Source organism: Bartonella sp. CL70QHWL (assembly GCF_042194855.1).
Classification (GTDB): domain Bacteria; phylum Pseudomonadota; class Alphaproteobacteria; order Rhizobiales; family Rhizobiaceae; genus Bartonella.
The window spans coordinates 1-23,329 of sequence record NZ_JBHINJ010000019.1 but is presented as its reverse complement, the minus strand read 5'-3'; the positions used below and the strand labels follow the sequence as shown (position 1 = coordinate 23,329).

The following is a 23,329-nucleotide window of genomic DNA, read 5'->3' as shown; positions in this document are numbered from 1 at the left end:
GTAATCGCTTCAATGGCTTCAAGGCTTTTGCGTTCAGGCAACTGATCAAAATCAAGTTGAAAGGAATTCCACCATGCTCGCCCCGTCCAGGCGGGTTGAAAGCGTGCCGAAATCCCTAGCCATTCAAGCCCCATCTCTATTGCCGCAAGGGAGCCGCGAATATTTTGCCATGCAAGACCCTGATCAATTAAATCATAAAGGTTAGAGAAATAAGGGTTTAATTCTTGTAAGCCATATTCGTCTATTAAAAAGGGCAACCAAGAAGGCGGACGCGTGATAAATTTCGCGCGAGGTATTTCTTCGAGTGCCGTTTTAACGTGAGGGTCGAAAGCCATTGCGTCAGCAAGACAACGTTCAAACAAGCTCGAATTCGGGGGCAAAAGTGAGGAAAGCATCAATAAGCACGCCCCCGTTCAAACAAAACAATATCCCCTAGTGCGACTGCTTCATCAGGTGCGACCAAAATATCCTCAAAAGGTTGCGTTATGTTCACATGGTGAACGCCCTCAACCATCAAGCGGCTTAGTATCCAACTTAAAGACAAATCACGCCCAAGCCTTTGCGCACGCGCCCATTCTGCTCTTAATTTCTGCTCCGCTCTTTCCAAAACAAAGGAGCCTTCATCCGGTAACAACCAAAAATCAGCAGAAACATTGATCATCCGCTGTACCGCGCTTTTCACAAGGATGTGGTCATTGGTCATTTTAACATGGGGGGCATCAAGGGCTGCTTGCACCTTTGCAATTAAAGCCTCATCAGCCACCCCTGAAGGAGCGTCACTAAAAAGCGCAACATGAATAAGCGGACTTTTACCCTCACGATAAACAAAAGCATCTTTGACATGGATATCGCTTGAGAGGGCAAAATATTGGTAACGTGGCGCTGTGCCACCTGTGGAATGTCCTTGTCTATTCAAACGAATGCGGCGGCGCAAACGCTCATCATCTTCATCCAAAAGGCGCGTGACCCCATGAAAATCCCCCAAATGATCTAAACTTGTTCCATGGGCAAATGTGAGTAAATTATCCCGCGCTACTTCATTAATTCGCTGGCGCAATAGCAACTCTTCATAAGCCGCCGCTTGCAATTGAATGACCACGGGATCATAAGCCGTCTTTTCCACATTATAAGGAATATGATGCGCTGCAAAAAGCTCAGTCAAACGCGTGATCTTTTGCTCTAAAATTGCTTCAACAGAAAGCTCTTCAATAATTTGTGGCAGAGGGAGTTGTGGAGGGGGAATCTGTGAAAAGGATAAAGGTTCAAACTCAGTCATCACCAACCTCTAAATTGATGCTCATTGGCTCTTGGTGTGACCAATCCCCCAAATGCCCATTGGGATAAAAAACACCCGTTAAAACAAAATGGAACGTGCCTTCACGCGTTGCTTTTGTCAGATCAATCCTCTGCAACGAGAACCCAGGCTCTCCACACTCTGGATCATCGAGTGCTTCAACAATTGCTTGATAAAGCTGCATCATCGTCGCAGGATCAGCATTGGCATCTTGGAATGCTCCAACATCACATCCATAATGACGACGCAAAACCCGTGTCCCAATTCTTGTCGTCAGACATTTACGAAGTGACTGTTGACAATGCGCAAAGCCATATAAAAGAGAGCCATCCTTTTCGCTCATCCCGCACCGCATGCTTTAAGCTCCTTTACTTGTCTTTGTGGTAGAAACAGTTGGGGCCGCCGCAACAACAGGGGCTGGTTTTTCAGCGATCTGACCAAGCAGCAACGGATATTTAGCCTCTTCCTCACTTAAACAAATTTCTTCACCTTTGCCCAGTGAACGCTTGCCTGCAACAAAATCGGCATTGGTTAAAATAACATAAATGTTCTCACGCATGATAAAACTCCTTTAAAGAGGGGAAGAGGTTGTGGAGGGACCCATTTTGACCCCACCGTGTTTGTGGCTTGCGCCAACAGATTTTTGATTATGCTGCAAATCTTCTGCTTGAATCCGCACACTACCCGTTAATTCAACACGGGTTGCTTGATGAGAAAGCACCAAACCTTTTTCACTCAAATGGATTTGGTTTTCCCCATGGGAGAGAATAAGTTCATCTTTTGTCATTCGCAAAGCGCCACCGGCATAACAGAGCGCCAACTCTTGGAAAGAGCGTGCGGGATTAGGTGCATCCTCACTATAACTATCGCGCACCACCAGAGAGGCAGAACCAATTTCGCCATGGGGATTTAATAACCGCACCGGATCACCAACATGGAGGGGCATATTGCTTGAGAGAGCGCCAGAAGCTTCTTGCGCTTGTAGCCAAGGCGATAAAACTGCTTGTCCATTAGAACCCTGTTCGGAAAGTTTCACCCGCACCCTATGGCCATCAACTTGCACAACCCGCCCAATCATGTGCTGGTTGGCAAGACAGCGTTCAAGCGCATCAAGACGCTTCATTATTTGTCGCAAGGTGTCACTCAACAAATGCGCATCATTCATGGCAACACCTCATCATCACATGAAATCAAACCACTTTTGAGTTGTCCTTCATCACAAAAAATATCCTGTCCCAACTGATGCAAATCTTGGTGCCATTCCACCACGCTTATCGATACACCACGCTGCTTAATCGCCGCGGAAATAATCGGTTCAATCTGGACATCACGCGGGGCACTCAAATGCGTTAGCCCCCACAATTGCCCGCTATGGCATAAAACCGCAATGGCTTCTGCTAAAAGCCAACTGGAAACATCACGCTCTTTACCAGTGGTAATAATAAAAGCCCCTAAATGAAGATCCGCACTCATCTGTCCACTTGCTACAGGATTCAAACGGCTTTCTAACACCGCAACCCGTATTGCTGGAGCCACCAGCATCTGTGTTTCAAGTTCTTCTAAATTAAAACGTCCAAATTGACAGCCGCAATCACGCACATCCGGCAAAGCGCCTTTAAGGCTCCTTATCACCGCTTCACGAAACTGATTAATGCGCCCTGCTTGTGTGATCGTTTGGTTCATGAAAAGACCCTTTCCAGCCAGTCTTCTGTCGCTTTGACAATTTCCACTTTATTGTGCTCTGAAAGCCCCAAATAAGGGCGTGCCGGCATAGTCACTTGATGCACACAAACAAAGCGGTGTGCATTACCGCTTTTAAGAAAAAAGCGCAGTGTCTTGCCATTTTTCGGGCGAATAACCCCACCTAATTGATGAATCCGCGCATAAACCAACCCAGAGCCCACAATCACCTGTTCTGGTGAAGCTTTCATATCAATGGAGCGTGAAAGCGCCCCACTGGCATAAAGAATGGAGGTGCGGGCATAATTGTTTTTCCACTTCTCTCCTTGGGCAGAATTTTTTTCGCTTTGAATCCGCCGCCTTGTGCTTTCTTGGATGAGACGCCCAACCCCTTGTGCCAAAGTCCCCATCGAGCTATCAGCGCCCTTTTGCAAAAAGGATAAAGCCGCTTCAAGCCCTGTCTCTTTAATCTCAATATGGGTTGCAACAGACATGTTACCTTCCCATCAAACGCGGCTTGGCATGAAAAAAAGCCCCATCACGAACCGGTCCATCTTCGCTCATAATTTTAGGTTCATCTATGCCTAAACCCGCTTTGCCTTCGGCAATACGTTTCAGCAAATCAACCGCCTGTTTGTAACGATCTTCAATGGTCGTGGTCAGCGCCGTATGGCGTATGGCTAAATTATAAACAGCAATATTGACACAGATCATACCCAGAGCCGCCGGCTGTCCAGCAATGGGGACGCAGTAGCGATGAGACAAATGCACATCAATCTCACCACTTGCCTGTTCGAGCGCGCGGGCAATGGCTTGCTCTGAAAAAACTGGATCAGAGTTCTCATCCATCCCACACAAATCATCCAAGAAGTCATCACCCCAGAGCTCTTCAATCAATGTTTTGCTTGCATAAGCCATGTTTAAAAGTTTCCCTTAGACAACTTCTTGCAACAAAACACCGGCATCTTTTGCGGCAACCAATTCACACACACGTTCCCCCACACGCACCCGTTTACCACCCGACAAGCCGATATCTGGATCTTGGATCACTCCAGACAAACGCTCGCCCAACTGGGCGCTAAAGCCCCAACTGATCACCGAACCATCTGCCTGTTGTTTGGTAGGGTCAATATAAAGCAGTGCAATCTTATTGCCCCACACGCGTGCCAATTGTGCCGAACGCCCTTTACGTGCCAAATTCACTTGCGATTCACCAATGAGTAAACGATCGGGGTGTATTTCCATCAGATCAGCAAATTGCGCCTTGGTGACAAAACCATCAGCAGTGCCACCCCCTTTAACGGCTTTAATGATTTTGGGATGACGTTTGAGTTTTGACCAAACAACTTTGCCCATCACAATGGTGTTGGGCGTATAGACGAGACTTTTATCCATCGCCTCATCTAAAGTGGCATAAGGGTCAGATTTCTCATAATCGCTAAATTTATTTTCACCCTTAAGCGTAATCACCCGCTCTGGTGCGTAATTTTCACTTCTTTGCACAAGAGCTGCAACACGCACTTCACGCCCCAATTCTAGCAAATTGGCAAGTCCCTCTACAGCTGTCTTTTCGGGGTTATAACGAGAGCGCTTTTCTGCCCGTGCGCGTGCCGCTGCTTCAATATCTGAATTGGGGATGAGATCATCAAGTCCGTAATCTTTGACACTGGCTTCCCGTTCAAAGGCAGAAAATTCCACCACATTCGGGCGCCCTTTTCGCCCAACCTCAAGTTCAGGCACGGTAAAATTTTCTGCTAAAGGAAATTCACTATATTTAAACACCTCACTTAAAACACAAACGCGTGGCAAAACTCTATCGCCAATAAGAGAACCTGCTGGATTGCGATAACCAATAGCAATAGCGGTGAGTGTTGGATCAATGGGAAAAGGTCTGTTCATTTTATGCCTCGATTAATTAATTTTAAAAGAAATAACATCACCAGCAGAACCATCACTCATGGCAATACCAATGGTGCGATCTGCGGCTTCCGCTTTAATGGCGTGTCCTTTGGGGTCAGAGGTCAAAAAATCACCAAAGGAAACATTGCCTCCACAAACCACTTCGCCCCAACCACATTGGCCAACATCAATCATCTCACCAGCCTTTGCAATCAATGACCCAGCAGTCCCTAATAATTTATCACCCTTACCAGAAGCCGTTGCCACCATTCCGTCACCGCGCGCTGCAACAATGCAATAAGGTGAAATCACATCTCCAGCGCGAAAAGATTTAATCAAAATCATCGTACTCATAATGGGCGCTCCTTTTGCTCGCTAATATACTCAACCGCTTGGCTAATGGTGATGTCGAAGCCTTTTTGCTTCTGCTCTTCCTGATAATGGCGTGCCGCAAGGGCAACCTCTTCTGGAGCAAGCTTTGGTTCTTGCGCTAAGGCACACACTTCTAAAGGGCTTGTTGAGGCAAGCGCCGGCAACTTCTCGACCAAACTTTTAAAATGCTCCATCCCCCCTTCAAGGCTACAGAGCGCACGATATTCCTCGCGAGCAGCCGGCAAAATCTTGCCCTCTTCAATGGTCTTATCTAAAAGACTCTCAATGGCACTGTTTTTTTGCTCTTCTTGCAAAAGCGCTAAATCTTCTCGCGCTTTTGTTAATTGGGCATTTAATTCCACGCGTTCCTTTTCGCGCGCTTTAAGCGTTGCTAAAACCTCATCCGCTTTAGCATCTTCTGCCAGCGATAGTGCACTGGCAATGGCTGTCAAATCCATCATTTTCTCCGTCAAAGTTATAGGGGAAGGCTGTTCACGGCTTAAAGCCGTCATGACAAGGGCTGGACGGTTCACCAAACCAGCACCTGCTAAATTCAAAATTTCACCTTTCTTGGAATGGCGAAACTCAGGCGAAAGATAGCGATATTCTCGGGCAACAATCTTTTTGGTAGCCATATCGGTCCATTTAACACGCCCCCAAATCGCACCATCCCGCTCTGCTAATTCTTCAATCCAGCCACTGGCAGGTGCTTCTAAACCATTTCTCGCACGGTGATGTTGCCCATGCTCATAATCAATCACAAGCGGTCCTTTATTGGCTGCAAAGGCTTTTAAAATAGTTTGCGGGTTATAATGCCATTGTCGTCCATCACGTGCCTTCACATGGGGCGCTTTGGGCAAAAGCTCTACCCATTCAGGCGCTTGGCTAACGGTGGCGTCTTCACATGAAATGTCTTGGCATAAAACGTCTGGACAGAGATCTATTAACGCAGCATGAAATGTTTCTGCATCCCCATCTTTTTGATCTTCGTGAAATTCCTGTTCCATACATTGCCTATTGCTTTACAATTGTCATTGGCAATACAATGCATGAAACTTACTCCCACCATAAGTCTGACACTGTCAGTCAAAAGAGCATTTCTCAAAAAAGCACTCTTTTCCCTATTCTTCTCCTTGTGAGAGAAACCCCCGTGCCAAACCATCCCATAAAATCGTTTTCAAAGGCACTTCAAAGACGATAGAGCGCCGTTGTGAAGTGAGAGGTACAATTTATCGCCTTATACAAAAAAAGCCTCTCTCAAGCCGTTTTTTTTAAGATTGCTTTTAAACTTTTAAACTGTTACTTCTATCCACGAGGCGTGAGCCAGTTATACCAGGACGGTTTTACCGGATCTGCGAGGAGTTGACCGCCCTCCACGCCTTCTCTTTTTCCTCGCCTCTTTTCCGTTAAGAACACAAGACTTTCTTCCTGTTGTTCTCTTTACAACAACCTCTCGCCCTTTTTTTCAGCCGCATCCAATAAGCGTCCAATTTCTCTAGAGCTTTTTTTATGCATGGAGGTCAACCACCATTCTTGTTTGCTTGCCACAAATTTAACCGCTAAGCGCCACCATACCCCATCATTTTCACCCAAAAACACAACGCTCGGTACACCTTTTCGCCTGATAATTCCATGGGGGCGAATGAGTGTTTGAATGGCGCCTCGAAAATCCTCCAAGTGAAGCGCTCGCGCTTGATGCTCTAACAAAATATGTTTCACACTGTCTGCGGATAAGCGAATAAGAGAATTTTCCGCTGCAAAAACATCACCCACCTTTTGTGGTATCGGTGCAATGGGTATAAACCCGCGAGGCATCCGTCCTTCAAACATGGCTGCCAAAAGTGGTGAACCCACAATATCTTCAATGGCAATGCGTTTGTCATTGTCCCCCATCACGGAAATTTTATCACTCAAAAAATTGCTTAAATTTTGCGCCCGATGTTTCCCAGGGTTCAAATGCCAACCAGGATCAATCCCCTTTGGTATCTTCTCAACTTTCCCCGTTCGTTTATTGTGCCAAACCTGCTTTTCAACATGAAGTGGCTCTGCCCCCTCTTCATAGCCTAAATCTTCTGCTTCATAACGGCTTACCTGTCGCACACTGCATTTACACCGCCAACCATTGGGCGGATAAAGCCAATCCCAAACCGGATCATCAACGGGTGCGGTAAACCCCACCCAACTTTCATGTTCTAAACGCTTATGTTCTGAACTTGACAAAGCATAGGTGAGATAGGGCAAAAATTCTTTATTATTTTGTGTGCGCTCCCACTCACCTGCCGCATGCGCACTCATGGTATTGGCCCAATAGACCGTTTCTAAACGCCGTGGGCTGCCCAATTGTACCACGCTCTTTTCACCAGTTTTGGGGTCAATGGCAGTCTTTTTACCCCACCAACCCTTTTCCTGTAAAATCGGCATCAAATTTTTTTGAAACTCTTGAAAAGGAACTTGATGCTTTATGGCTTCTCCAACCGCTCGCTTAAAATCCTCCAAAATATCATAGCCTAGCGATTTTGCCACCGTAAAGGAAAAGGCATGTTCTTCTGGTGCTATATCACGCCAATCAAAGCTTGGAACAAGTGCCTTGGCTTCAAAATAACGGGTGACCTCTTTAGGGGCGGTTTTAAAAAGTTCCTCATCCATGATACCCAAGCCCACGTGCAATCATTTGTACTTTTGCCAAGCGCGCTGCTAATGCGTGATGATCCATCTCACCTAGCAATTCATCTAAGCCTTTTAGGATATCCTCATAACTTTTTGCTTCTCTCACAAGCTTTTTAAAAGGCTCTAAAAGGGGTTCTAAGTCCTCTTCCCAGTCGCTTAAAGCTTCTTGTGAAAGCCGGTCCAATTCGTCGTGATGTTTCCCACCCTTCTCTTTTGCACCCTTGCTCTCTCTTGTCACAGAAACATCAAAAACACCTCCACAATCAGCACAAACATGAGCCTTTTCTCCCCTCTCATCATCAAGCGCATTATCAGGAGCCTTTAAAACATCCTCTTCCTTTTTTGGTTGCGAAAAACCAATCTTATTGCGCACTTCTTGCGCCCCAACACGCAAACCTAAAGGCACAAGTTTTTCCAGCGCATCACTAATCGCTTTAATGTCTTCATTTTCCGAAATCGGCCAATAGACAAGGGGAGCGCGCTCTTGGCGCCCAAAATTAATCTCAACAAAGGGCACAATTAAATCACGATTAGCCGTTAAAGCTAATTGGCGTGCATCAGCTCTGGCAATATCATGGCGCACATTTTCATGAATGCGCGCTTGCGAAAAAGACGCACCATCATCCGTCGTCATGGTTTGCCCCAACACACCTTTAGAAATTTGTCGATCTAAATATTCCGCCTTAGAAGCAAACACCGCATTGCCACTGCCCCCTGCCGCTTCAATAAATTCAATCTCCATTTCTTTGGGAATAATCGCTGCCGCATCACTGGATAAATCACGCACCGCTTGAATGAGAACCCGTCGCTCCTCATGAGAAGAGCTTGCCCCATATTTACCCACACGCAAAGGCATGCCATAAACTTCTAAAAATGCCATCCAATCTTTTAAGGTATAAGATTTAAACAAAAAAGCCCAAGCTGCAAGCCGCGCAAGCCCAGAACGAATAGGCAAACCGCTTTTCAACTTGGGTCTGTGAATAGAAAATTTATAAGCAGGCAATTCACTTCCATTAAAAGACCCCTCTTCTTTTAAACGCAAATGAAAACCATCCCGTCGATCCAATTGAAAAAACCGCTGGTCACGCCATTTCCAAGCAACCGGCCACCATTCCTTGGCACTCTTGTCCCACAAAGTTTCAACAACCGCATAGCCTTTTCCCAAAGCATCTAACAAATCCGTGACATAATCATCAACAAAGGTAGGCGCACTAATCACTTCCCGCACCGCATCTGCTATCTTTTTGTCCTGTGCACTGTTGCTTGCGGCAATCACTCCAGGCTCCACCCCTGTGAGAGCATTTTTACGCATGCCAAGCACAGCACGATAATGCAAATCACGCTCTTCCATATCATCGGCAAGTTGAAAAAACTGCTCTGGATGCCCCCGTGCTGCCTGTTGCAAAATATCAGCAAGTTGCGCAGGGGTCAGACCACTGACAATGGTTTGTGACCATACATCACGAACACCGCCAACGGTAGGGCTTGCAACTTCTCGCTCCAACCCTTTGATATTAAGCGCCCTACCCCACTGATCTAAAAGTTTTACCATCTCATCATCCCATCAATAAATCTTTGATCGCATTGTTGAAAAAAAAGGCGTTGAAAAGAGCGAGCTTTCATCAAAACGATAAGCCTCTCTCACAGGTGTATAATCATAAATTTCAGGAGTTTGGCGGCTAGCAAAATAAGCCAAAGCGCAAGCAATCGCGCTATCACCATGGCGCATAAAACCATCACTGCCTTTAAAACGATGATTGTCTGGAATTTTCACAATGCCATTGACATAAGCAAGCGCTTGATGATCGGCAACAATGTCACTATCGCGCGGCAAAACAATCGTCCCATCCCCAAAAGCTTCTAAATAAGCCGGCATTTCCTTGCCATACCAACTTTGTGACAAGGGCACTTCCTTCACAAGAGCTCCATAACGCTGCGCCGCTTTTTCAGCTAAATAAGCCCCATTGCCCCGCGCATCTAACGCGCCGCCCATCAAACGCGGCAAACCATTCACCCCATAAAATAAAATCTCTCTTTGTTGATCAAACGGCGTATTGCGCAATTCCACCATAAACCGTACACGGCGCACCAAATCTTGTCCCACCTCCATCACCACAATCGATGTCGCATCGCCACTCCGCGCAAAATCAACACCAAAAACATGTTGGCGCCGCCGGTCAAGCCCAATATGAAGAGGTTTTATATGTTTCTCACACCAAGCAAAAGCAGTTTGACTTCGTTGATAATCCGATTGATTTTTAAAATTATCCACACAAGCAAAACGCAACACCGCAATATCTGGCGCACAACAATTTTCAATCTGTAAGCGTGTTAAAGCAGCCCCTTCTTGATCGGCTGGTATGGCATCTAATTCTTGGCGCATAGCAGCCAAACGCACCCCATAAGACGCGCGAATTTGATCTTCCCATTGTTGCTCAGACGCTAAACTCCACACCTCCCCCTTCATGGCACAAACTCGTTTAAACAAGCCATTTTTAACAGCGACACCAAAGGGGTAACAATGCACCGAAAAAGGCACTTTTCCTGCTCGCGCCTCACGGATCAGTTCATTGAAAGGATTGAGCACACCATTATGGGTGGAGATCACACGGATTTTTCCTCCCCAAATGAGCAAAGCATTGACTGCATCCAAAACAGAGCGCACATCTTGATGAAAAGCCGCCTCGTCAATCACTACAATGCCCTGTAACCCCCGAATGTTTTCAGGGCGGCTAGAAAGCGCCTCAACCCGAAACCCCGAAGCAAAACGCACCCGATAAGCAGAGATATATTTCGTTGAACCATCCGCCCTTTGATCAGAGAATAAAAATTCCTCCACATCCCCACTATTACGAGTGATTGCCCTTGCAAAATTGCTCACATAACCAATAAATTCACGTCCCTTTTCTTTGGTGTCTCCAATATAAAAAACATTATCGCCACCAGCCTTAAGCGTTGCTGCCGCAATAAGGGTATCATCCAAAGCTTCCGCAAAAGTAATGCCGGTCCGCCGCCCCTTTTCAACCAATTTTAATGGGGACTTATCTTCTATCCATGCCCGTTGATGCGCCATCAAAACGCCTTCCGCTAAGGGATCACTCTCTTTGGGAAAAGTACTTCTCTGCCAAATGTCATAGGTATTCTGATGTTCACAGCCATGACTTTTAAAAGCAATCTGTTCAGAAAAATTTTGCCCTTCAGCCATGTTTTACCCCCAACACCTGCGCACGAATAGCTCGCGCTGTTTCTTCTGAGAGCCCCGCCGCTGCTGCTGCTGCGTCAACCGCTTTGCTTGCTTTGCTGGTAAAATCCTTCTCTAATCTTTGCCGTCTGGTGGTCGACAAATGTTCAGCCGCCAACACGCCTTTAAGCGCATTGGCCAATTCTTGTGCTGCCTTTGGCGAAAGGTTTTTCCCACTGCTCAACGTTGAAAAAATCAACTCCTTAATCGCTGCTGCCGTCAAAAGAGTGATATTATCAGAAGCTTTAGCATCAAAGCGCTTGGAGAGGCTTGCGGCAATTTCTCTTGTCTGTTCTAGGCGCCGTGACATCACGGCTAGCCGCAAAGAATAACGATTAAAACTGGAAAAAGAGGGAATAGAAAAGCTGAGACCCGTTTCCTTTCGTAAAGCCTTCAAAGCCGCTTTAAACTCACCATAAATAGCCATTTGTGTCTTCTCACGCCCATTTAAAGCCTCAGCAGCAGCAGCAATAATTTGATCACAAGCTTGCGGCAATAAATCAATCGCCGTTAAACGTCCACGCCCGACCTTGCGCATCCTTCACCTCGTCTTTTATTGATGAACGTTTAGGCCGCTTAATCCCCTCAATGGAAAAGCTCCGGTCTAAATGACGCGCTCCCCGTTCTGTTAACGCCGCAAGAAAAACTGAACCCACACATTTTAAAGTAACAGCACCTTGATCTTCCATCCATGCCAGTTCATTATGCACAAAATCGCGATCGCGTCTGATGCCATAACTGTATAAAAGCCGCTCAATCATCGCACTCGATAAAGTTTCGCTGCGCTCACAAGCAAGCCCTTTTAAAATAATCAACCGCGCTTCTTCACGGATGATTTTATCCATATCTGCTTTCATTTCTTGGCATTCTCCAACAAAAACTCTTGCAAGCGCTCACCAATGGCTGCCACCGGTTGTAATTGTGCAGAAAGCGTGTTGAGACGACCATTCAATTTCTCCATATTCACTTCCAATCTTTGCAGCGCATCACGATCAGGCAAAAAGTCCATCTCTGTTTCTAACTTTTGCACACGCTCTTTAAGCGCCGTGATATCTTTCAGCATTTCCCGCGCACCTGAAGAAAAATAGGCTCTCAAAACCCCACAAATCGCAATAACCGATAACAATAAAGACAACCAGCCATTGGCAACACTGATATCCAAATTCACTTAAAAGTCCCCTCTCTTTTGCCTAAAATCGCCAGCTCCGCAGCTTTTCTGCGCTGTTCACAAATCAATAAAGCAGCACGATCACGTCCCCAATAGTGCACCACTTCGCGCGCATTCAAAGCACGCTCTGGCAATAAAGCTGGGCGGGCACACGCCATGCGAACAACAGGCGGCAACTCAACCGATAAAAAATGATAAGAAAGGCTACCCACCGGCTTGTGTGTTGAGCAAGCGCACACGCTCAAGCCCAATGCCACCGCCAGTAACCGGCAACTTCTCATTGACTTCCTCCATTTTCACAAGCTTTTGTTCCAAAGCCGAAATCACCCCTTGCGCTTGATGCTCAGCTTCAAACGCTGCTTGCCTTTGTCGCTCTTGTACAAGCAGTGCACGTGCTGAAGCCTTGGCAATCTCCAACTGCCAATACAAATCACGCGCCTTTTCCGCCTTTAAAATTTGCGCTTTCATAAAGCCAAAAGCCGCCAACATCACACTGACCAAAAAAAGCAGACCAAAAGACAGTTTTGAAACAGGGCTAAACATTGCTTTTATCTCCCCACCTCGTTATCTCCACCCCATCATAGGAGCGGCTATGCCGCTTATGGGAATGCTTCCTATTGGAAAAATCCAACGAACCAAAGCCACGATGCACCCCCAGATTGCCAACAATAATCGCCACCATCGAAGGAATAGAAATGCTCGCCATATCAACAATATGCGGAGCCCCCCACAAACCACCAGAAACGAGCAAAAAAATAACCCCCCAAGCAAACCAAAAAGACCACCATAAATAGAGCCTAGAGCCACGATAAGAAGGTTTCATGCCTTTACCTCGCCTCCAAGTCCCAAAAGCTTTTTGGCGCGGTTCAAATAAATCAAACGTTGCACAAGTCCATTCTTGCCCCCATTGATCGCCTTGGTAATCCCTAGATAATCATCTTGATCAGCCAGCCTATTCAAGCCTTTCATTTGCCAAAACCAAACAGCAGACCAAAGCGCTGCTGGAAACTTTTCCAGCTCTTGCGGAAATGCTTCACAATCAACCGCTTGTTCATCGACTAAGCGCCAAAACTTCGTAAAACGACGATAATTATTGCGCCCCGTCAACTGGATCAAACCACGCCCCTTAAAGTGCACCCCATCCCCAGGGTTGACATTGCCTAAATCACGCCGCCCCTCATAAGCGCGCCCTGAGGCATATTCACAAACGGTAAAAAAGCCATCACTCTCATGGGCACATTGGCTTAAAAAATGCGCAACACGCAATGGTGTCGTGATCGCACCATAAGACAAAGCTTCAGGCAACACGCGTGCCATTTCAACAATAATAAAATCTTGGCGCGCATGATGCGCCAATTTAGGCGCAAGGCGATGAAGAAAAGAGGCATCTATTGAAACCATAACAAACCACTCAATGAATAAAAATCCATTCGCAGTTTATCGGGTCTCACTCCCCCAATATAAGCCTGACACTGTCAGTCAAAACTCTCAATACTCATAAAACTCTGGAAATAATAAACCTTGTGGTTCTTTTGAAGAAATTTTCTTCTTCAAGCGATAAGCTGTACGCACATGCATACCAGAAACAGCAGCTGCAGTATCCACCGACCAGCCTTTTTGCAACGCTTGCACCATTTTTTGCCGCCGTTCAGCATCTCTGCCAAGGGGGATAAGAAGGCGCATACCCGAACCATTAAAACAAAAATGGTTGATCAATTGCTGCGCCTCTTCAAACCCAACAATTTCAATCAACCAATCCGCATTTTCAAGACGCCCGGGTATATAAACTTCTCGTCCACCAAAAGCCCGCATCATATTCCATGCTGCTTCACTGCCCGCAACATCAGCTATTTCACGCAATAAGGCAGGAAAATCGCTATAGATTTCCTCTTGCATACATGCTTACCCCTCGCTTTTAACACCTTTACGGATTTTCCGCCCCCAAACATTCATCACTTCTCTAAAGTCGCCCCCACTCATCTCACCCAAAGCTTTACCACTTAACGCCATAACACTTTGATGAAAAGCCCCAAGCTCAAACATAGCATCGGGATTCAAACACTTCCATTGGGCACACAAAATGGAAATGCTTGGTTTATTCCTCCATAAATCTTCGCGGTTTTTTCCTCTCCAGTCAACCCCACCCTCACGCTGCAACCAACCTTTCAACGCCTCAATAGCTCTGCATGCATCATCGCTATCGCGTAAAAAGCGAATATGATCAATCCCTGTCTGTCTTTTCACAAAGGCAAGCAACGCCTTGTCTGAACGATCACGAATAATGCCAAGATTCCACCCAGCAATCCAGAGCGCCTGGAGCTTCTTGGCATATTTACCCTCTAAACGCTTCCCATTCGGCTTAAAACCAAACGCTTTCATTTCAGCGATAACCAAGTGCTTTTCTGAAAAATTCAAATCTTTCGCCGATTGCTTGCCTGTTAAGCGATAGAGCAGTGCGCGATAGGTCTCATCATCAAGACCTAACGCGCGTTTTCCCATATGAAGGACAGCTAAAGACATCTCCCTCCCCTCATGTCTTCGCCAAATCAATGGTCACAGCACGCCAAGCGCTTTCTAGGCTATCACGCTCATAAAAACGCACATATTCCTTAGATGTCGTCACACGGAATGACTCACGAATAGCACGCATCGCCTCTTTCCAGCGTGGATCATCAATATCCAAACGCAACAGCATAAAGATCTCCCCCCGATTCACCTTGCCTTCTTTATCCGTATTAAAAGCACGCGTAATAATCGCACGGATTTCAGGGCGCGCATCCGCAGACCATTCATTCAAACATTCATCAAGAAGGCTTTTGGCAATTTGCAATTGCGGTCCAAAATCAACACTTTCCTGTACCTGCACCTTAATGCGTTGCAAACCATCAAAGCTTGTGTAAGTACAATTGCCCTTTTTGCCACGCCGCTCCACACCATATTCTTGCGCAAGCAAGCTATCAAAATCACTCAAATCCGCAATCGTATGGTTGTTAAAACGTGCAATCCTTGCCGATAATTCTTTCGCAAAACCCATAATTTTGCGCACCGTTTCATCCTCTAACAAATCCGCAGGGCGGATCAGGTTTACCGGCACCAAAGCCCCTTTCGCATCCTTCATATAACGCGTACCTTCAAGTTCAATTTGTGGATTCATCACCAACTTCCTCCTTATGTTTTTTGAAACCGACGAAATGGCACAACATCCCCTGAAGAAGGCGCACATCCCGCTTTCAATTGCCAACGACACCGCATAAGCTCATGACCTAAAACGTGGTTATAGCCTGCCAAACGACGCAAATACTCATTCAATTCTCGAACATCTTGTCCATGCAAAAAAATCCCATCCATTTCATGTTTTAACAAGGCAGAGCGCAAAGCAATCAAGCTATCTCTCACCATATAGGGGTTGCGTTCCATCATTTGCTTCCTCCAAAATCCATATAAATCACACGATTGCTCTCATCCGCATCAGAGCCTTCACACTCAGCCAAAACTTCTGAAACTTGGCCTTCCAAAACCGCATCCGCTTCCCCCAAACGGTGAACACTCAACTCCAATTCAAGCAATAACGCCAAATCAACACACAATTTAAGCTGTTCTCCAATATCAAAACCGCATTGATAATCGTCATAAAGACCAACAAGCGTATCGGATAATTCTTTGTCGCATAAAGAGATCATGCCAATTCCTCCACGTCACGGTTTTTCCATGCCGCTTTGACATGTTTCAGGGTCACCTCACACCCATCTCCAAGCGCTGCCATGCGTGCCAACATCATGGTTTTGTCAATTTGCCGCAAAGCACCAGCTTTCAAACCAATTCCCGTCAAAAACTTTATCGCACCAACATCTTCAATCCCCCAATCATGAATGCGCGCTGCAATATCCTCACTATAGGGCTTGCGCCGTTTCAAATGCATCGCCAATCGGCTTTTAATTTGCGCATAAGAGGGACCATTTTGACGATGAACCAACCGTCCAGAGATTTCATCATTGCCAACCAAAGCCAACCCCGTACCATTGATATCAACAAAGTGGCGCAACTGATTAATCGCCTCATCCGTTAAATTTTGCGCTTCATCAACAATCAACAACGTGCCACTGCCCACGCGCTCTAATTTCTTACCAATCGCACGCGTTAAGCGGGTGGGATTATATTCCACCACTTCCAATTCTGCTGCCATATCATTCAAAATACCGTGAACACTGCGCGTATGCGGGCTGGCTGTCACCAAATAAACATGCGGGCGGGTAGAGCGATAATGGCGGCAGGTTTCGGTCTTACCACTGCCCGCATCAAGCGTAATCATCACCATATCCCCCGTACTTTGTGCCAGTGTTAAAGTATCAATAATCTCACTGGCAATTCGATTCCTCTGAAAGGCTGGTTTTTCAGGGATCTTCTCCAAAAAACCCGCCGTTTCCTTTAAAACCTCAACCCATTGTTGAACCTTTGCATTTTGCTTACCCAATTGCCCCGCATAACTGCCCGCATACCATTGCGAAAACGTCCCATCCGGCATGCCTATGCGCCGCGCCACCTCTGCTTTCGACCAATCATTCATTTGTCCCAAAGCTCTCACCGCATCCACAAGCTCATTCCATAAAGCAATGTCATCACTGTTGCGGTTTTGTGCTGTTCCATTGGGCTGGATTTTAGGTCGCGCCCAAGGATTTTTATCGACCGTTGCATTTATCGCGTTTTTCATGTATATTCCCCTCTGTATTGATTTTAGACTATTGATAAGGGGAAGGGCTCCCACCCGCCCCTTTCTTTTGTCTTTAGAATGAACATTTAAAAGCCGTACGCGATACTAAAACGGCTAACCTTGCAAATCCCCTCTCTTTCTCACACATCAGAGAACTTGCTAACTCCACGCATCTCTCCCGATCAGGCAAAGATACCTAGAAACTTCATGTATTGATTAGACTTTTAAAGGATTAAGATTCCTCCCCCCCTTTCTTTGTTAACGCTTCAAGCTGATACGCGATACAAAACCAGCTTCCTTTTGAGAATTCTTACAAATCCCCCCTCTCTTTTCCTAGTTCCTTATTCTATTGCTTGGGAAACTTGATCACCTCACGCCCCTCATCAGACGCCGAAAGCTTTCTCAAAGCTTTATGCAAGTGTTGACTAAATTCTCGAGCCCCCAAAGCCTCATCATCGTCTGCTGTCAAAGCTAAATTCCCCACATGGTTTGGCATCAAGCGGCTCACCTTTGGCTTTATCGGAAGCTTCGATTTGAACACTTCATCCTTTTTCTCAAGGCGACCATAAACATCGGCCAAGTGATCAGGCGCAAGCTTTGCTGCCAACTGTTTTTCTGCTTTAACAGCCTTCACATATTCTTTACGCAAACGCCCATTCAAGCGCGCCGCCTGCTGGTCATAAAAACCTACATCACAAAGGCATGGTGCCAAACAAAGCAACCGATTATTCAAATCATAAACCCGTAAATCTTGATGCAAATGATCCGGATCAAAGCGTACAATCACTTTTTTCCCCGCATGCTCATTCAACGCCCGCGCCCAATAACGATTGCCATAAAAATGGATCTCGCCCGTACCCTTTTGCGCACGCAATGCCTCAGAGGTTAAAAGCCATAAAGCCCGTTGTGCTGCCGTTGCTTGCCGAATAATCGTCCCCTCGGCTTGCAAGCTCTCAGTAAAGGTCTCATCAAAACTGCGCCCCGCACAATTAACCGCTTTGCGCCCTGCTTGCGCATTGTGTGCACAAATTTGCGCACCAACATGGGCTTTAAACGCTTCAAATCCTATCGCGCGCTTGCCGTAATCTTCAGGCTTGGCATCCGGTTTATTGCCCGTATAAGCCCCCGCACAAAAGGGATGTTTAGAAATCGCTTCTGCCAGATCACGCCATGCCCGCTCAATCGGTTTAGACTGTCCGCTATAAGGGGTGGTCCATTGCAATTGCACACCCAAACTCGTCAAAAGCCCCTGCGGATCATCCGGCTTAATCTTAAAACGAAAACGGTTTTGCACACCTCCAGAAATCCACTTGCTGGTAAAAGCACGCCCATTATCCAAGGTCATACGCTCCGGTATCCCATAAGCTTCCACCATGTCCCCAATCACCAAACGAACGATTTCCCAAGTCTCAGCATCTGACAAGCGCCACGATAAAATCTTGCCCGAATAAAGATCTTGTATCGCTATCAGATAAAGCCGCACAGGCTTTTCTGTCCAAGGAACATTCACAAAAACATCCAGCTTATGTCCATCCATATTCACAGCTTGCAGTGCATGCAAGCTTGAGCGATCACGCCGTTGTGCTGGATAAAGCTTTTTTGCCTTTTCTTCTCCCTCACGCGCTAAAACCACAACCGCTTTGGAAATTTGCGCCTTAAAACGACGCCGCAAAGCCCGCTCTGAAGGAATGGGCTGCCAACCCCGCTCCTGTGCAACCGAAACCATCCGCCGATAACACGCCGAAAAAGCAGGTTTAGAGGGGCGCAAATAATCCGAACAAAAAACCTCCCACGCCCCCTCATGACACGGCGCAAATTGCGAAACATTCTCCTCACCATAACAAGGTGCAAGCGCTGCCAACCAATCAGGGCGCTCATACCCCTCCACCATCTGCCGCCAATTAAAAAGCGACATCCGGCTCACACCAAATTGCACCGCACTCAAACTTGCCGCATCATGCACACCCATACCGGCATGGAGTAAATCTTCCCAAAAGCAAAGTGCCTTCAAACGCTCTTCACAGCGCCTTTTATGCGCCTTGGAAAGCCCCTCATAACGCACCCAAATACTTGTCTTTTGATCGCTTTTCTCTGTCTTTTCTTCTACACAAACCCCACCAAACCGCACCAACAACGCCGCCCGCGCCCCCTCCGGCAATAAAGAAATGTGATACTCCCAAACCGGCTTGGTTTTGCCTCCCACTTTCCTCGAAAGTTCAGAGTTTTTTCTCCAATATGCCCGTCCGTGGTTTTCAAGACTTTTATATGTTTTCGGCAACCCTGGCAAAGCTGCCTCAGCCAATTCGGCAATAGTAAACCATTCCTTCATGGCTGCCCCCTTTTAATGCGAACCGGCGTTGCGCGCATGGCTTTCAATCGCACTGCAATCTCCCGCTGTTCCTGCTGCAACCGCGCAATTTCTGCTAACCGCGCCTCATCCCCTTGCAACAGCAACAATCCATCTTCACTCACCACCTCATCCCAGAGCCAAAATGCCTCTGTCGCCCGCACAAATGCCTTAAACCGCGGCAGGGAAATATCCACCTGCTTACTTTCTGCCACATAAGCATCCAAACTGGCCTTACTTAAACACCCAATCCCTAAATAATGCGCCATACGCTCCGCAATCACACTGCGCTCATGCCGGCATTCTCTCAAAGCCCGCGCCATCGCACGCTTAATGCGTGAGCGAAACCGCCCTAAATCAATCTGCGCAACGGGTTCACGACAAGGAAAAACCGGCTTTTGGAAAAAATCAAGCTGCCCGCAACCATGCCTCTTCATGACAGCACCTCCCCCGATTGCTTGTTCAAATAATCATAAAACCGCGCCTTTGTCTGCGCATCTGCTCTCTGCCAAACACCCAATAACTGAGCAAAAACCCGCTCTTGTTCATTAATTTGCGGCGGCGTATTAATCCCATTGACCAAATCAACAGCCCGCCGTAAATCCCCCTCAACCTGTTGCAAAGCAATTGCCACACGCCGTTGCGCAACCGGCTCCATCTTCGCCAACTTCAACAATTGCGCTTGATTATCCGCCAATGCCGTCCCCCGCAAAACAGAGCGTAATTCTGGCTGTAAATACTTGGAAATACGATTAAGTCGTCTCACTGACTCTTCAGATAAACCAATGCGATCTGCCACATGTCTAGCAAAGCAAAAAGTAACTCCCTTATCACTTTCTTCATCGGTATGAGCAATTCGGTCAACTTGACCGAATTGCTCTTTTTTGACTTTATGTTGATTACTACCGTCCCCACCAACCTTAATCTCCCCATACTTCTTTTCCCACAATTCGCGGTAAGTCTGGACAAAAAGCGCACGGTCAATAACAGACAATTCATTGCGAAACAAATTCTCTGCCACTTCTAAAAGCGCAGCATTGTCCTTATCAGCCTGCACCACAACCGCATCAATTTCGCTATAGCCTAAAAGCTCAGCAGCACGAAGCCGATGCGCACCAGCAATAAGCGTGTAATTACCTTCCTTAGCATTGGGGGTATGGCGCACCGTAATCGGATTCATCAATCCCTCCCGCGCCATTGATTGTGCAAGTGCCTTGGCATGCTCATCATCCACAGGGCGTATACGCTCCGGCACCACAATCACATCAAGAGCAAGCTTTTGAAACTGTGCCATCACGCCGCCGCCTTTCTGATCTCTTTAAAAAACAAATCCATCGCACGCCCCGCCCATCTTCGATAAGCTTTCGCAAATACAGGTTCTTCCAAACGCCGGTTAATCACTTGCATAGATAGAGAAATAGAAGTCCGCTGACGTGCCTGTATCGCAACAATACGCCGCCGTGGCACCTCAAACTGATAATGCAAAATATGAATAACAATCTGCCGTGCTAACGCCGCATCAAATAAGCCATGCGGGGGGTCAATAATATACCGGATCGGCAGATGCTTAAATCCACTACTCACGGCTTTTAAAGAACAGGAAAGCATCACCTGTAAACGTTCAACTTCTGAATAAGGATTAACGATATCGTTTCTGACATCTGGGGTCCATAAATTACAAGCAGCAACCATAACCACCCCCTATAAAAACAATATGACCACCATTTAATCGCCAGAACCACCCCATGCAAACGGCTGTTCTATGATGCAACTCTATGCAATTTATCTTGCCTATTTCGTACTGATCTTTAGACATTGATAAACCTTTTTATCTTATGGTATTTAAATTCATGGCAAATGCGCAAAAGCGCAAAGCCGTGTAACGAAGTTCAAGCAGCATTCCCGCGCAAAGCAGAATGCGCACGCGAATCTGTATTGGCATGTTTTGCTGCTTTAAAAATGCGACGGCGACTTTTGGGGTAGCGGTCGCTAAAAACCTGCTCGACGGGCAAACCGATAAAATCGGCAATAGCGCGTTCGGCTTTCTCGTTAGACCGTGTCCAGATATGTTGAACACTGGATGACGAGAGTTGATAAGCTTTCGCGAGCTCCGCCAAGGTCATATTACGGCGGCGTAGCTCAGCTAAAATACTATGGCGATCCCATACTTGAATGCATGTTTGGGTGGTTGTCATAAACTTCGCTCCTGCTTCAAACGGATGCTCAAACCATCCGTTTTTTGTGGGGTTAATTGTAAAATATCTGCCCTCAATATCGGGCGGTAATATGTAGTTAATTCATTTTATATGTTTTGTAAACATAAAAAATGAATTTATGAGGTATTTTTTTGGCACGTCCCGATTCAGAACCAAAAACACCATTGGCAAAACGCCTACGTGACATAAGAAAAATGCTTGGAAATGAAGAACGCGGTGCTTTTGCAAAAACTCTTGATTTAGCGAAAGGTACGCTCGCAAATTATGAGCTCGGTGTAAATGAGCCACCAGCATCTATCGTAATTGCCTATCACAAAATTTATGGCGTAGACTTTCATTGGCTTCTCACTGGTGAAGGCGAAATGTTTAGTGACATGGCAAAAGCGAAAGCAGCAGGTTTTAAAGCACCCACCATTCCTGCTGGTCTCATGAAAAAGCTTGGTCGCATAGCTTATACAACTTATCGCGATGCTAAAATAAAACTCCCCCCTGAAGATATAGCGGAATTAGCGGCAGAGCTTTATAAAAAGTTACAAGAGCTTGTTCAAGACATCAACGACATGGAAGAAGTAGAAGCGACTTTCCCTCTTCTTAAAATTCATTTAAAGCGTCAAATAGAAGCTGAAAGAGTACATCTAGAAACTACACAAAATACGGCTTAATGCCTCTTTAATATGACACGACAAAGAAATGAACCAAAAACCCCATTAGCAAGACGCCTCATAGAGGTAAGAAAGCTTGTAGGCTTATCTCGTGATATATTTTCTCTTAAAATTGGTATTAGTATTCAAGGGCTTGGCAATTACGAACGCGGTGATAGAACCCCAGACGCAACCGTTTTAACATCATATGGAGAAAAATTTGGGGTCAACCTAAATTGGCTTTTGACTGGTGAAGATGAAATGTTCATAAACATGATGACAACTCAGTCTTTCAATATATCTCCACCTACCATCCCTGCTGGTCTCATGAAAAAGCTCGGTCGCATAGCTTATACAACCTATCGCGATGCAAATATAAAACTCCCCCCTGAAGATATAGCGGAACTCGCGGCGGAACTTTATGGAAAACTGCAAGAGCTTGTTCAAGACATCAACGACACGGAAGAAGTAGAGCTTATTTTACCTCTTCTAAAACTGCATTTAAAGCGTCAAATAGAGGCTAAAAATGCACATCCAGAAACTACATAAGATACAGCTTAATGCCTCTCTAAAATGAAAGATGAAAGTGGAAATCTTTTTACATTAAAAAATTTATATAAATTATTGATAAAAAATACTTTTTACTCAATTTTTAGAGATTTCCACTTATATATGGAAATCTTTTTTGCTTTTTTGGTTATTTTTGGCTGATTTTGGAGTCAATTGAACTTTTGGAGTGATTTTTTTCACAGGGTCTTCAAAGGCGGTTTTCTGGGCTTTCACAGGGTTTTCAAAGACCTTTCAAAGCCTTCTCTCATTTTTACCATGAAAACGCACTTTTTTCTGATTTTCGCTCTTTTTTACAATTTTAGGTGTCAAAATCTATTTTGACAAAACGCGCATTTAATGCTAAATTTTATACATAAAAACAACAAATTACCACGTATTCCTACCTAATCCCACCTTTTCCCACTTAGTATAAAACCTAGTGTCAAACTACAGCGGTGTAGCTTGCCAGCGGGTTTTGTATATTTTGACACTAGGTTTTGTACCAATTTATTTTTTTTAAAGAGTTTTAAAGATGTTCTCAAAGGAT

At 45.9% G+C, this 23,329-nt stretch carries 35 protein-coding genes; 2 read left to right on the top strand and 33 right to left on the bottom strand.

The genetic code is table 11. The features are described from left to right. The 33 genes from ACFIJZ_RS08160 to ACFIJZ_RS08000 form a co-directional block, all read right to left on the bottom strand. Positions 1 to 395: phage tail protein (locus ACFIJZ_RS08160; protein ID WP_375631573.1), on the bottom strand; the 395-nt coding region annotated here is incomplete at its 3' end. Further along, entirely contained in the window at positions 395 to 1,276 is an 882-nt protein-coding gene (locus ACFIJZ_RS08155) for a baseplate J/gp47 family protein (RefSeq protein ID WP_375631571.1), read from the bottom strand. The genes ACFIJZ_RS08155 and ACFIJZ_RS08160, both read right to left, overlap by 1 nt. Next, the gene (locus tag ACFIJZ_RS08150; RefSeq protein ID WP_375613760.1) at positions 1,269 to 1,649 is read right to left on the bottom strand and encodes a GPW/gp25 family protein; all 381 of its coding nucleotides are present in this window, start codon (positions 1,647 to 1,649) and stop codon (positions 1,269 to 1,271) included. The genes ACFIJZ_RS08155 and ACFIJZ_RS08150 overlap by 8 nt, the downstream gene beginning before the upstream one ends. A gap of 3 nt (positions 1,650 to 1,652) precedes the next feature. Further along, the gene (locus ACFIJZ_RS08145; RefSeq protein WP_375631569.1) at positions 1,653 to 1,853 is read right to left on the bottom strand and encodes a hypothetical protein; all 201 of its coding nucleotides are present in this window, start codon (positions 1,851 to 1,853) and stop codon (positions 1,653 to 1,655) included. A 12-nt stretch (positions 1,854 to 1,865) separates the two neighbouring features. Beyond that, complete coding sequence (locus ACFIJZ_RS08140; RefSeq protein WP_375631567.1) at positions 1,866 to 2,459, bottom strand: baseplate assembly protein; 594 nt, start codon at positions 2,457 to 2,459, stop codon at positions 1,866 to 1,868. Then, the gene (locus ACFIJZ_RS08135) at positions 2,456 to 2,977 is read right to left on the bottom strand and encodes a hypothetical protein (protein WP_375631565.1); all 522 of its coding nucleotides are present in this window, start codon (positions 2,975 to 2,977) and stop codon (positions 2,456 to 2,458) included. Before ACFIJZ_RS08135 ends, ACFIJZ_RS08140 begins: the two co-directional genes overlap by 4 nt. Next, on the bottom strand, positions 2,974 to 3,468 hold the full coding sequence (locus ACFIJZ_RS08130) for a phage virion morphogenesis protein (protein WP_375631564.1): 495 nt from the start codon (positions 3,466 to 3,468) through the stop codon (positions 2,974 to 2,976). Before ACFIJZ_RS08130 ends, ACFIJZ_RS08135 begins: the two co-directional genes overlap by 4 nt. 1 nt (position 3,469) lies before the next feature. Further along, complete coding sequence (locus ACFIJZ_RS08125) at positions 3,470 to 3,892, bottom strand: gp436 family protein (RefSeq protein WP_273790112.1); 423 nt, start codon at positions 3,890 to 3,892, stop codon at positions 3,470 to 3,472. Between the two features lie 15 nt (positions 3,893 to 3,907). Continuing rightward, a complete protein-coding gene (locus ACFIJZ_RS08120) occupies positions 3,908 to 4,873 on the bottom strand; it encodes a capsid protein (protein ID WP_375613754.1) in 966 nt (321 codons plus the stop codon). A gap of 12 nt (positions 4,874 to 4,885) precedes the next feature. Continuing rightward, positions 4,886 to 5,227, bottom strand: a complete 342-nt coding sequence (locus tag ACFIJZ_RS08115) for a hypothetical protein (protein ID WP_375631562.1) — start codon at positions 5,225 to 5,227, stop codon at positions 4,886 to 4,888. Beyond that, positions 5,224 to 6,252 carry a phage protease gene (locus ACFIJZ_RS08110; protein ID WP_375631560.1) on the bottom strand — a complete coding sequence of 343 codons (1,029 nt, stop codon included), beginning with the start codon at positions 6,250 to 6,252 and terminating at the stop codon, positions 5,224 to 5,226. The genes ACFIJZ_RS08115 and ACFIJZ_RS08110 overlap by 4 nt, the downstream gene beginning before the upstream one ends. 433 nt (positions 6,253 to 6,685) lie before the next feature. After that, on the bottom strand, positions 6,686 to 7,891 hold the full coding sequence (locus ACFIJZ_RS08105; RefSeq protein WP_375631558.1) for a phage minor head protein: 1,206 nt from the start codon (positions 7,889 to 7,891) through the stop codon (positions 6,686 to 6,688). After that, positions 7,884 to 9,464, bottom strand: coding sequence for a DUF935 domain-containing protein (locus tag ACFIJZ_RS08100; RefSeq protein ID WP_375631556.1), 1,581 nt, complete (start codon positions 9,462 to 9,464; stop codon positions 7,884 to 7,886). The genes ACFIJZ_RS08105 and ACFIJZ_RS08100 overlap by 8 nt, the downstream gene beginning before the upstream one ends. A gap of 12 nt (positions 9,465 to 9,476) precedes the next feature. Next, entirely contained in the window at positions 9,477 to 11,117 is a 1,641-nt protein-coding gene (locus tag ACFIJZ_RS08095) for a hypothetical protein (protein WP_375631554.1), read from the bottom strand. Next, a complete protein-coding gene (locus tag ACFIJZ_RS08090) occupies positions 11,110 to 11,691 on the bottom strand; it encodes a phage protein Gp27 family protein (RefSeq protein WP_375631553.1) in 582 nt (193 codons plus the stop codon). Before ACFIJZ_RS08090 ends, ACFIJZ_RS08095 begins: the two co-directional genes overlap by 8 nt. Further along, a complete protein-coding gene (locus tag ACFIJZ_RS08085) occupies positions 11,654 to 12,010 on the bottom strand; it encodes a hypothetical protein (protein ID WP_375612320.1) in 357 nt (118 codons plus the stop codon). Before ACFIJZ_RS08085 ends, ACFIJZ_RS08090 begins: the two co-directional genes overlap by 38 nt. Further along, positions 12,007 to 12,321, bottom strand: coding sequence for a DUF2730 family protein (locus ACFIJZ_RS08080; protein ID WP_375607966.1), 315 nt, complete (start codon positions 12,319 to 12,321; stop codon positions 12,007 to 12,009). Before ACFIJZ_RS08080 ends, ACFIJZ_RS08085 begins: the two co-directional genes overlap by 4 nt. Continuing rightward, the gene (locus tag ACFIJZ_RS08075) at positions 12,318 to 12,533 is read right to left on the bottom strand and encodes a hypothetical protein (protein WP_375631551.1); all 216 of its coding nucleotides are present in this window, start codon (positions 12,531 to 12,533) and stop codon (positions 12,318 to 12,320) included. Before ACFIJZ_RS08075 ends, ACFIJZ_RS08080 begins: the two co-directional genes overlap by 4 nt. Beyond that, positions 12,526 to 12,864 (bottom strand): hypothetical protein, encoded by a 339-nt coding sequence (locus ACFIJZ_RS08070; RefSeq protein ID WP_375631549.1) that lies wholly within the window; start codon positions 12,862 to 12,864, stop codon positions 12,526 to 12,528. Before ACFIJZ_RS08070 ends, ACFIJZ_RS08075 begins: the two co-directional genes overlap by 8 nt. Continuing rightward, on the bottom strand, positions 12,857 to 13,144 hold the full coding sequence (locus ACFIJZ_RS08065; RefSeq protein ID WP_375631548.1) for a hypothetical protein: 288 nt from the start codon (positions 13,142 to 13,144) through the stop codon (positions 12,857 to 12,859). Before ACFIJZ_RS08065 ends, ACFIJZ_RS08070 begins: the two co-directional genes overlap by 8 nt. After that, positions 13,141 to 13,722, bottom strand: coding sequence for a glycoside hydrolase family 19 protein (locus ACFIJZ_RS08060; protein WP_375631546.1), 582 nt, complete (start codon positions 13,720 to 13,722; stop codon positions 13,141 to 13,143). The genes ACFIJZ_RS08065 and ACFIJZ_RS08060 overlap by 4 nt, the downstream gene beginning before the upstream one ends. Before the next feature lie 87 nt (positions 13,723 to 13,809). Then, positions 13,810 to 14,217, bottom strand: a complete 408-nt coding sequence (locus tag ACFIJZ_RS08055) for a helix-turn-helix domain-containing protein (RefSeq protein WP_375631544.1) — start codon at positions 14,215 to 14,217, stop codon at positions 13,810 to 13,812. Positions 14,218 to 14,223: 6 nt separating this feature from the next. Further along, positions 14,224 to 14,841: a regulatory protein GemA gene (locus tag ACFIJZ_RS08050; protein ID WP_375631542.1), complete on the bottom strand. Its 618-nt coding sequence runs from the start codon at positions 14,839 to 14,841 to the stop codon at positions 14,224 to 14,226. Between the two features lie 10 nt (positions 14,842 to 14,851). Next, positions 14,852 to 15,475 (bottom strand): DUF3164 family protein, encoded by a 624-nt coding sequence (locus tag ACFIJZ_RS08045; RefSeq protein WP_375627429.1) that lies wholly within the window; start codon positions 15,473 to 15,475, stop codon positions 14,852 to 14,854. 14 nt (positions 15,476 to 15,489) lie between these two features. Beyond that, entirely contained in the window at positions 15,490 to 15,741 is a 252-nt protein-coding gene (locus tag ACFIJZ_RS08040) for a hypothetical protein (RefSeq protein WP_273790126.1), read from the bottom strand. Then, entirely contained in the window at positions 15,738 to 16,001 is a 264-nt protein-coding gene (locus ACFIJZ_RS08035) for a hypothetical protein (RefSeq protein WP_273790127.1), read from the bottom strand. Before ACFIJZ_RS08035 ends, ACFIJZ_RS08040 begins: the two co-directional genes overlap by 4 nt. Then, positions 15,998 to 17,029, bottom strand: coding sequence for an AAA family ATPase (locus ACFIJZ_RS08030; protein ID WP_375613740.1), 1,032 nt, complete (start codon positions 17,027 to 17,029; stop codon positions 15,998 to 16,000). The genes ACFIJZ_RS08035 and ACFIJZ_RS08030 overlap by 4 nt, the downstream gene beginning before the upstream one ends. A gap of 346 nt (positions 17,030 to 17,375) precedes the next feature. After that, positions 17,376 to 19,358, bottom strand: coding sequence for a transposase domain-containing protein (locus ACFIJZ_RS08025; protein WP_375631540.1), 1,983 nt, complete (start codon positions 19,356 to 19,358; stop codon positions 17,376 to 17,378). Then, complete coding sequence (locus ACFIJZ_RS08020) at positions 19,355 to 19,813, bottom strand: hypothetical protein (protein WP_375631539.1); 459 nt, start codon at positions 19,811 to 19,813, stop codon at positions 19,355 to 19,357. The genes ACFIJZ_RS08025 and ACFIJZ_RS08020 overlap by 4 nt, the downstream gene beginning before the upstream one ends. Then, positions 19,810 to 20,670: a ParB/RepB/Spo0J family partition protein gene (locus tag ACFIJZ_RS08015; protein WP_375631537.1), complete on the bottom strand. Its 861-nt coding sequence runs from the start codon at positions 20,668 to 20,670 to the stop codon at positions 19,810 to 19,812. Before ACFIJZ_RS08015 ends, ACFIJZ_RS08020 begins: the two co-directional genes overlap by 4 nt. After that, positions 20,670 to 21,068 (bottom strand): hypothetical protein, encoded by a 399-nt coding sequence (locus ACFIJZ_RS08010; RefSeq protein ID WP_038474380.1) that lies wholly within the window; start codon positions 21,066 to 21,068, stop codon positions 20,670 to 20,672. Before ACFIJZ_RS08010 ends, ACFIJZ_RS08015 begins: the two co-directional genes overlap by 1 nt. After that, complete coding sequence (locus tag ACFIJZ_RS08005) at positions 21,052 to 21,192, bottom strand: hypothetical protein (protein WP_171815235.1); 141 nt, start codon at positions 21,190 to 21,192, stop codon at positions 21,052 to 21,054. Before ACFIJZ_RS08005 ends, ACFIJZ_RS08010 begins: the two co-directional genes overlap by 17 nt. A gap of 73 nt (positions 21,193 to 21,265) precedes the next feature. Next, positions 21,266 to 21,571 (bottom strand): helix-turn-helix transcriptional regulator, encoded by a 306-nt coding sequence (locus tag ACFIJZ_RS08000; RefSeq protein WP_005864619.1) that lies wholly within the window; start codon positions 21,569 to 21,571, stop codon positions 21,266 to 21,268. A 152-nt stretch (positions 21,572 to 21,723) separates the two neighbouring features. Between ACFIJZ_RS08000 and ACFIJZ_RS07995 the strand changes: the two genes are divergently transcribed. Together ACFIJZ_RS07995 and ACFIJZ_RS07990 are read left to right on the top strand one after the other, a co-directional pair. Further along, the gene (locus ACFIJZ_RS07995; RefSeq protein ID WP_375631535.1) at positions 21,724 to 22,254 is read left to right on the top strand and encodes a helix-turn-helix transcriptional regulator; all 531 of its coding nucleotides are present in this window, start codon (positions 21,724 to 21,726) and stop codon (positions 22,252 to 22,254) included. A 12-nt stretch (positions 22,255 to 22,266) separates the two neighbouring features. Continuing rightward, positions 22,267 to 22,782, top strand: coding sequence for a helix-turn-helix domain-containing protein (locus ACFIJZ_RS07990; protein ID WP_375631533.1), 516 nt, complete (start codon positions 22,267 to 22,269; stop codon positions 22,780 to 22,782). Positions 22,783 to 23,329 lie beyond the last annotated feature (547 nt).

Bases quoted from the DNA above. Each gene is read 5' to 3' on its own strand.
- ACFIJZ_RS08120 (WP_375613754.1), bottom strand. From the start codon at position 4,873: ATGAACAGACCTTTTCCCATTGATCCAACACTCACCGCTATTGCTATT.
- ACFIJZ_RS08145 (WP_375631569.1), bottom strand. From the start codon at position 1,853: ATGCGTGAGAACATTTATGTTATTTTAACCAATGCCGATTTTGTTGCA.
- ACFIJZ_RS08065 (WP_375631548.1), bottom strand. From the start codon at position 13,144: ATGAAACCTTCTTATCGTGGCTCTAGGCTCTATTTATGGTGGTCTTTT.
- ACFIJZ_RS07990 (WP_375631533.1), top strand. From the start codon at position 22,267: ATGACACGACAAAGAAATGAACCAAAAACCCCATTAGCAAGACGCCTC.
- ACFIJZ_RS08010 (WP_038474380.1), bottom strand. From the start codon at position 21,068: ATGGTTGCTGCTTGTAATTTATGGACCCCAGATGTCAGAAACGATATC.
- ACFIJZ_RS08060 (WP_375631546.1), bottom strand. From the start codon at position 13,722: ATGGTTTCAATAGATGCCTCTTTTCTTCATCGCCTTGCGCCTAAATTG.
- ACFIJZ_RS08045 (WP_375627429.1), bottom strand. From the start codon at position 15,475: ATGAATCCACAAATTGAACTTGAAGGTACGCGTTATATGAAGGATGCG.
- ACFIJZ_RS08155 (WP_375631571.1), bottom strand. From the start codon at position 1,276: ATGACTGAGTTTGAACCTTTATCCTTTTCACAGATTCCCCCTCCACAA.
- ACFIJZ_RS08030 (WP_375613740.1), bottom strand. From the start codon at position 17,029: ATGAAAAACGCGATAAATGCAACGGTCGATAAAAATCCTTGGGCGCGA.
- ACFIJZ_RS08105 (WP_375631558.1), bottom strand. From the start codon at position 7,891: ATGGATGAGGAACTTTTTAAAACCGCCCCTAAAGAGGTCACCCGTTAT.
- ACFIJZ_RS08025 (WP_375631540.1), bottom strand. From the start codon at position 19,358: ATGAAGGAATGGTTTACTATTGCCGAATTGGCTGAGGCAGCTTTGCCA.
- ACFIJZ_RS08050 (WP_375631542.1), bottom strand. From the start codon at position 14,841: ATGTCTTTAGCTGTCCTTCATATGGGAAAACGCGCGTTAGGTCTTGAT.
- ACFIJZ_RS08130 (WP_375631564.1), bottom strand. From the start codon at position 3,468: ATGTCTGTTGCAACCCATATTGAGATTAAAGAGACAGGGCTTGAAGCG.
- ACFIJZ_RS08040 (WP_273790126.1), bottom strand. From the start codon at position 15,741: ATGATGGAACGCAACCCCTATATGGTGAGAGATAGCTTGATTGCTTTG.
- ACFIJZ_RS08000 (WP_005864619.1), bottom strand. From the start codon at position 21,571: ATGACAACCACCCAAACATGCATTCAAGTATGGGATCGCCATAGTATT.
- ACFIJZ_RS08100 (WP_375631556.1), bottom strand. From the start codon at position 9,464: ATGGTAAAACTTTTAGATCAGTGGGGTAGGGCGCTTAATATCAAAGGG.
- ACFIJZ_RS08150 (WP_375613760.1), bottom strand. From the start codon at position 1,649: ATGCGGTGCGGGATGAGCGAAAAGGATGGCTCTCTTTTATATGGCTTT.
- ACFIJZ_RS08110 (WP_375631560.1), bottom strand. From the start codon at position 6,252: ATGGAACAGGAATTTCACGAAGATCAAAAAGATGGGGATGCAGAAACA.
- ACFIJZ_RS08055 (WP_375631544.1), bottom strand. From the start codon at position 14,217: ATGCAAGAGGAAATCTATAGCGATTTTCCTGCCTTATTGCGTGAAATA.
- ACFIJZ_RS08135 (WP_375631565.1), bottom strand. From the start codon at position 2,977: ATGAACCAAACGATCACACAAGCAGGGCGCATTAATCAGTTTCGTGAA.
- ACFIJZ_RS08035 (WP_273790127.1), bottom strand. From the start codon at position 16,001: ATGATCTCTTTATGCGACAAAGAATTATCCGATACGCTTGTTGGTCTT.
- ACFIJZ_RS08020 (WP_375631539.1), bottom strand. From the start codon at position 19,813: ATGAAGAGGCATGGTTGCGGGCAGCTTGATTTTTTCCAAAAGCCGGTT.
- ACFIJZ_RS08085 (WP_375612320.1), bottom strand. From the start codon at position 12,010: ATGAAAGCAGATATGGATAAAATCATCCGTGAAGAAGCGCGGTTGATT.
- ACFIJZ_RS08090 (WP_375631553.1), bottom strand. From the start codon at position 11,691: ATGCGCAAGGTCGGGCGTGGACGTTTAACGGCGATTGATTTATTGCCG.
- ACFIJZ_RS08115 (WP_375631562.1), bottom strand. From the start codon at position 5,227: ATGAGTACGATGATTTTGATTAAATCTTTTCGCGCTGGAGATGTGATT.
- ACFIJZ_RS08125 (WP_273790112.1), bottom strand. From the start codon at position 3,892: ATGGCTTATGCAAGCAAAACATTGATTGAAGAGCTCTGGGGTGATGAC.
- ACFIJZ_RS08140 (WP_375631567.1), bottom strand. From the start codon at position 2,459: ATGAATGATGCGCATTTGTTGAGTGACACCTTGCGACAAATAATGAAG.
- ACFIJZ_RS08015 (WP_375631537.1), bottom strand. From the start codon at position 20,670: ATGGCACAGTTTCAAAAGCTTGCTCTTGATGTGATTGTGGTGCCGGAG.
- ACFIJZ_RS08070 (WP_375631549.1), bottom strand. From the start codon at position 12,864: ATGTTTAGCCCTGTTTCAAAACTGTCTTTTGGTCTGCTTTTTTTGGTC.
- ACFIJZ_RS08095 (WP_375631554.1), bottom strand. From the start codon at position 11,117: ATGGCTGAAGGGCAAAATTTTTCTGAACAGATTGCTTTTAAAAGTCAT.
- ACFIJZ_RS08005 (WP_171815235.1), bottom strand. From the start codon at position 21,192: ATGTCTAAAGATCAGTACGAAATAGGCAAGATAAATTGCATAGAGTTG.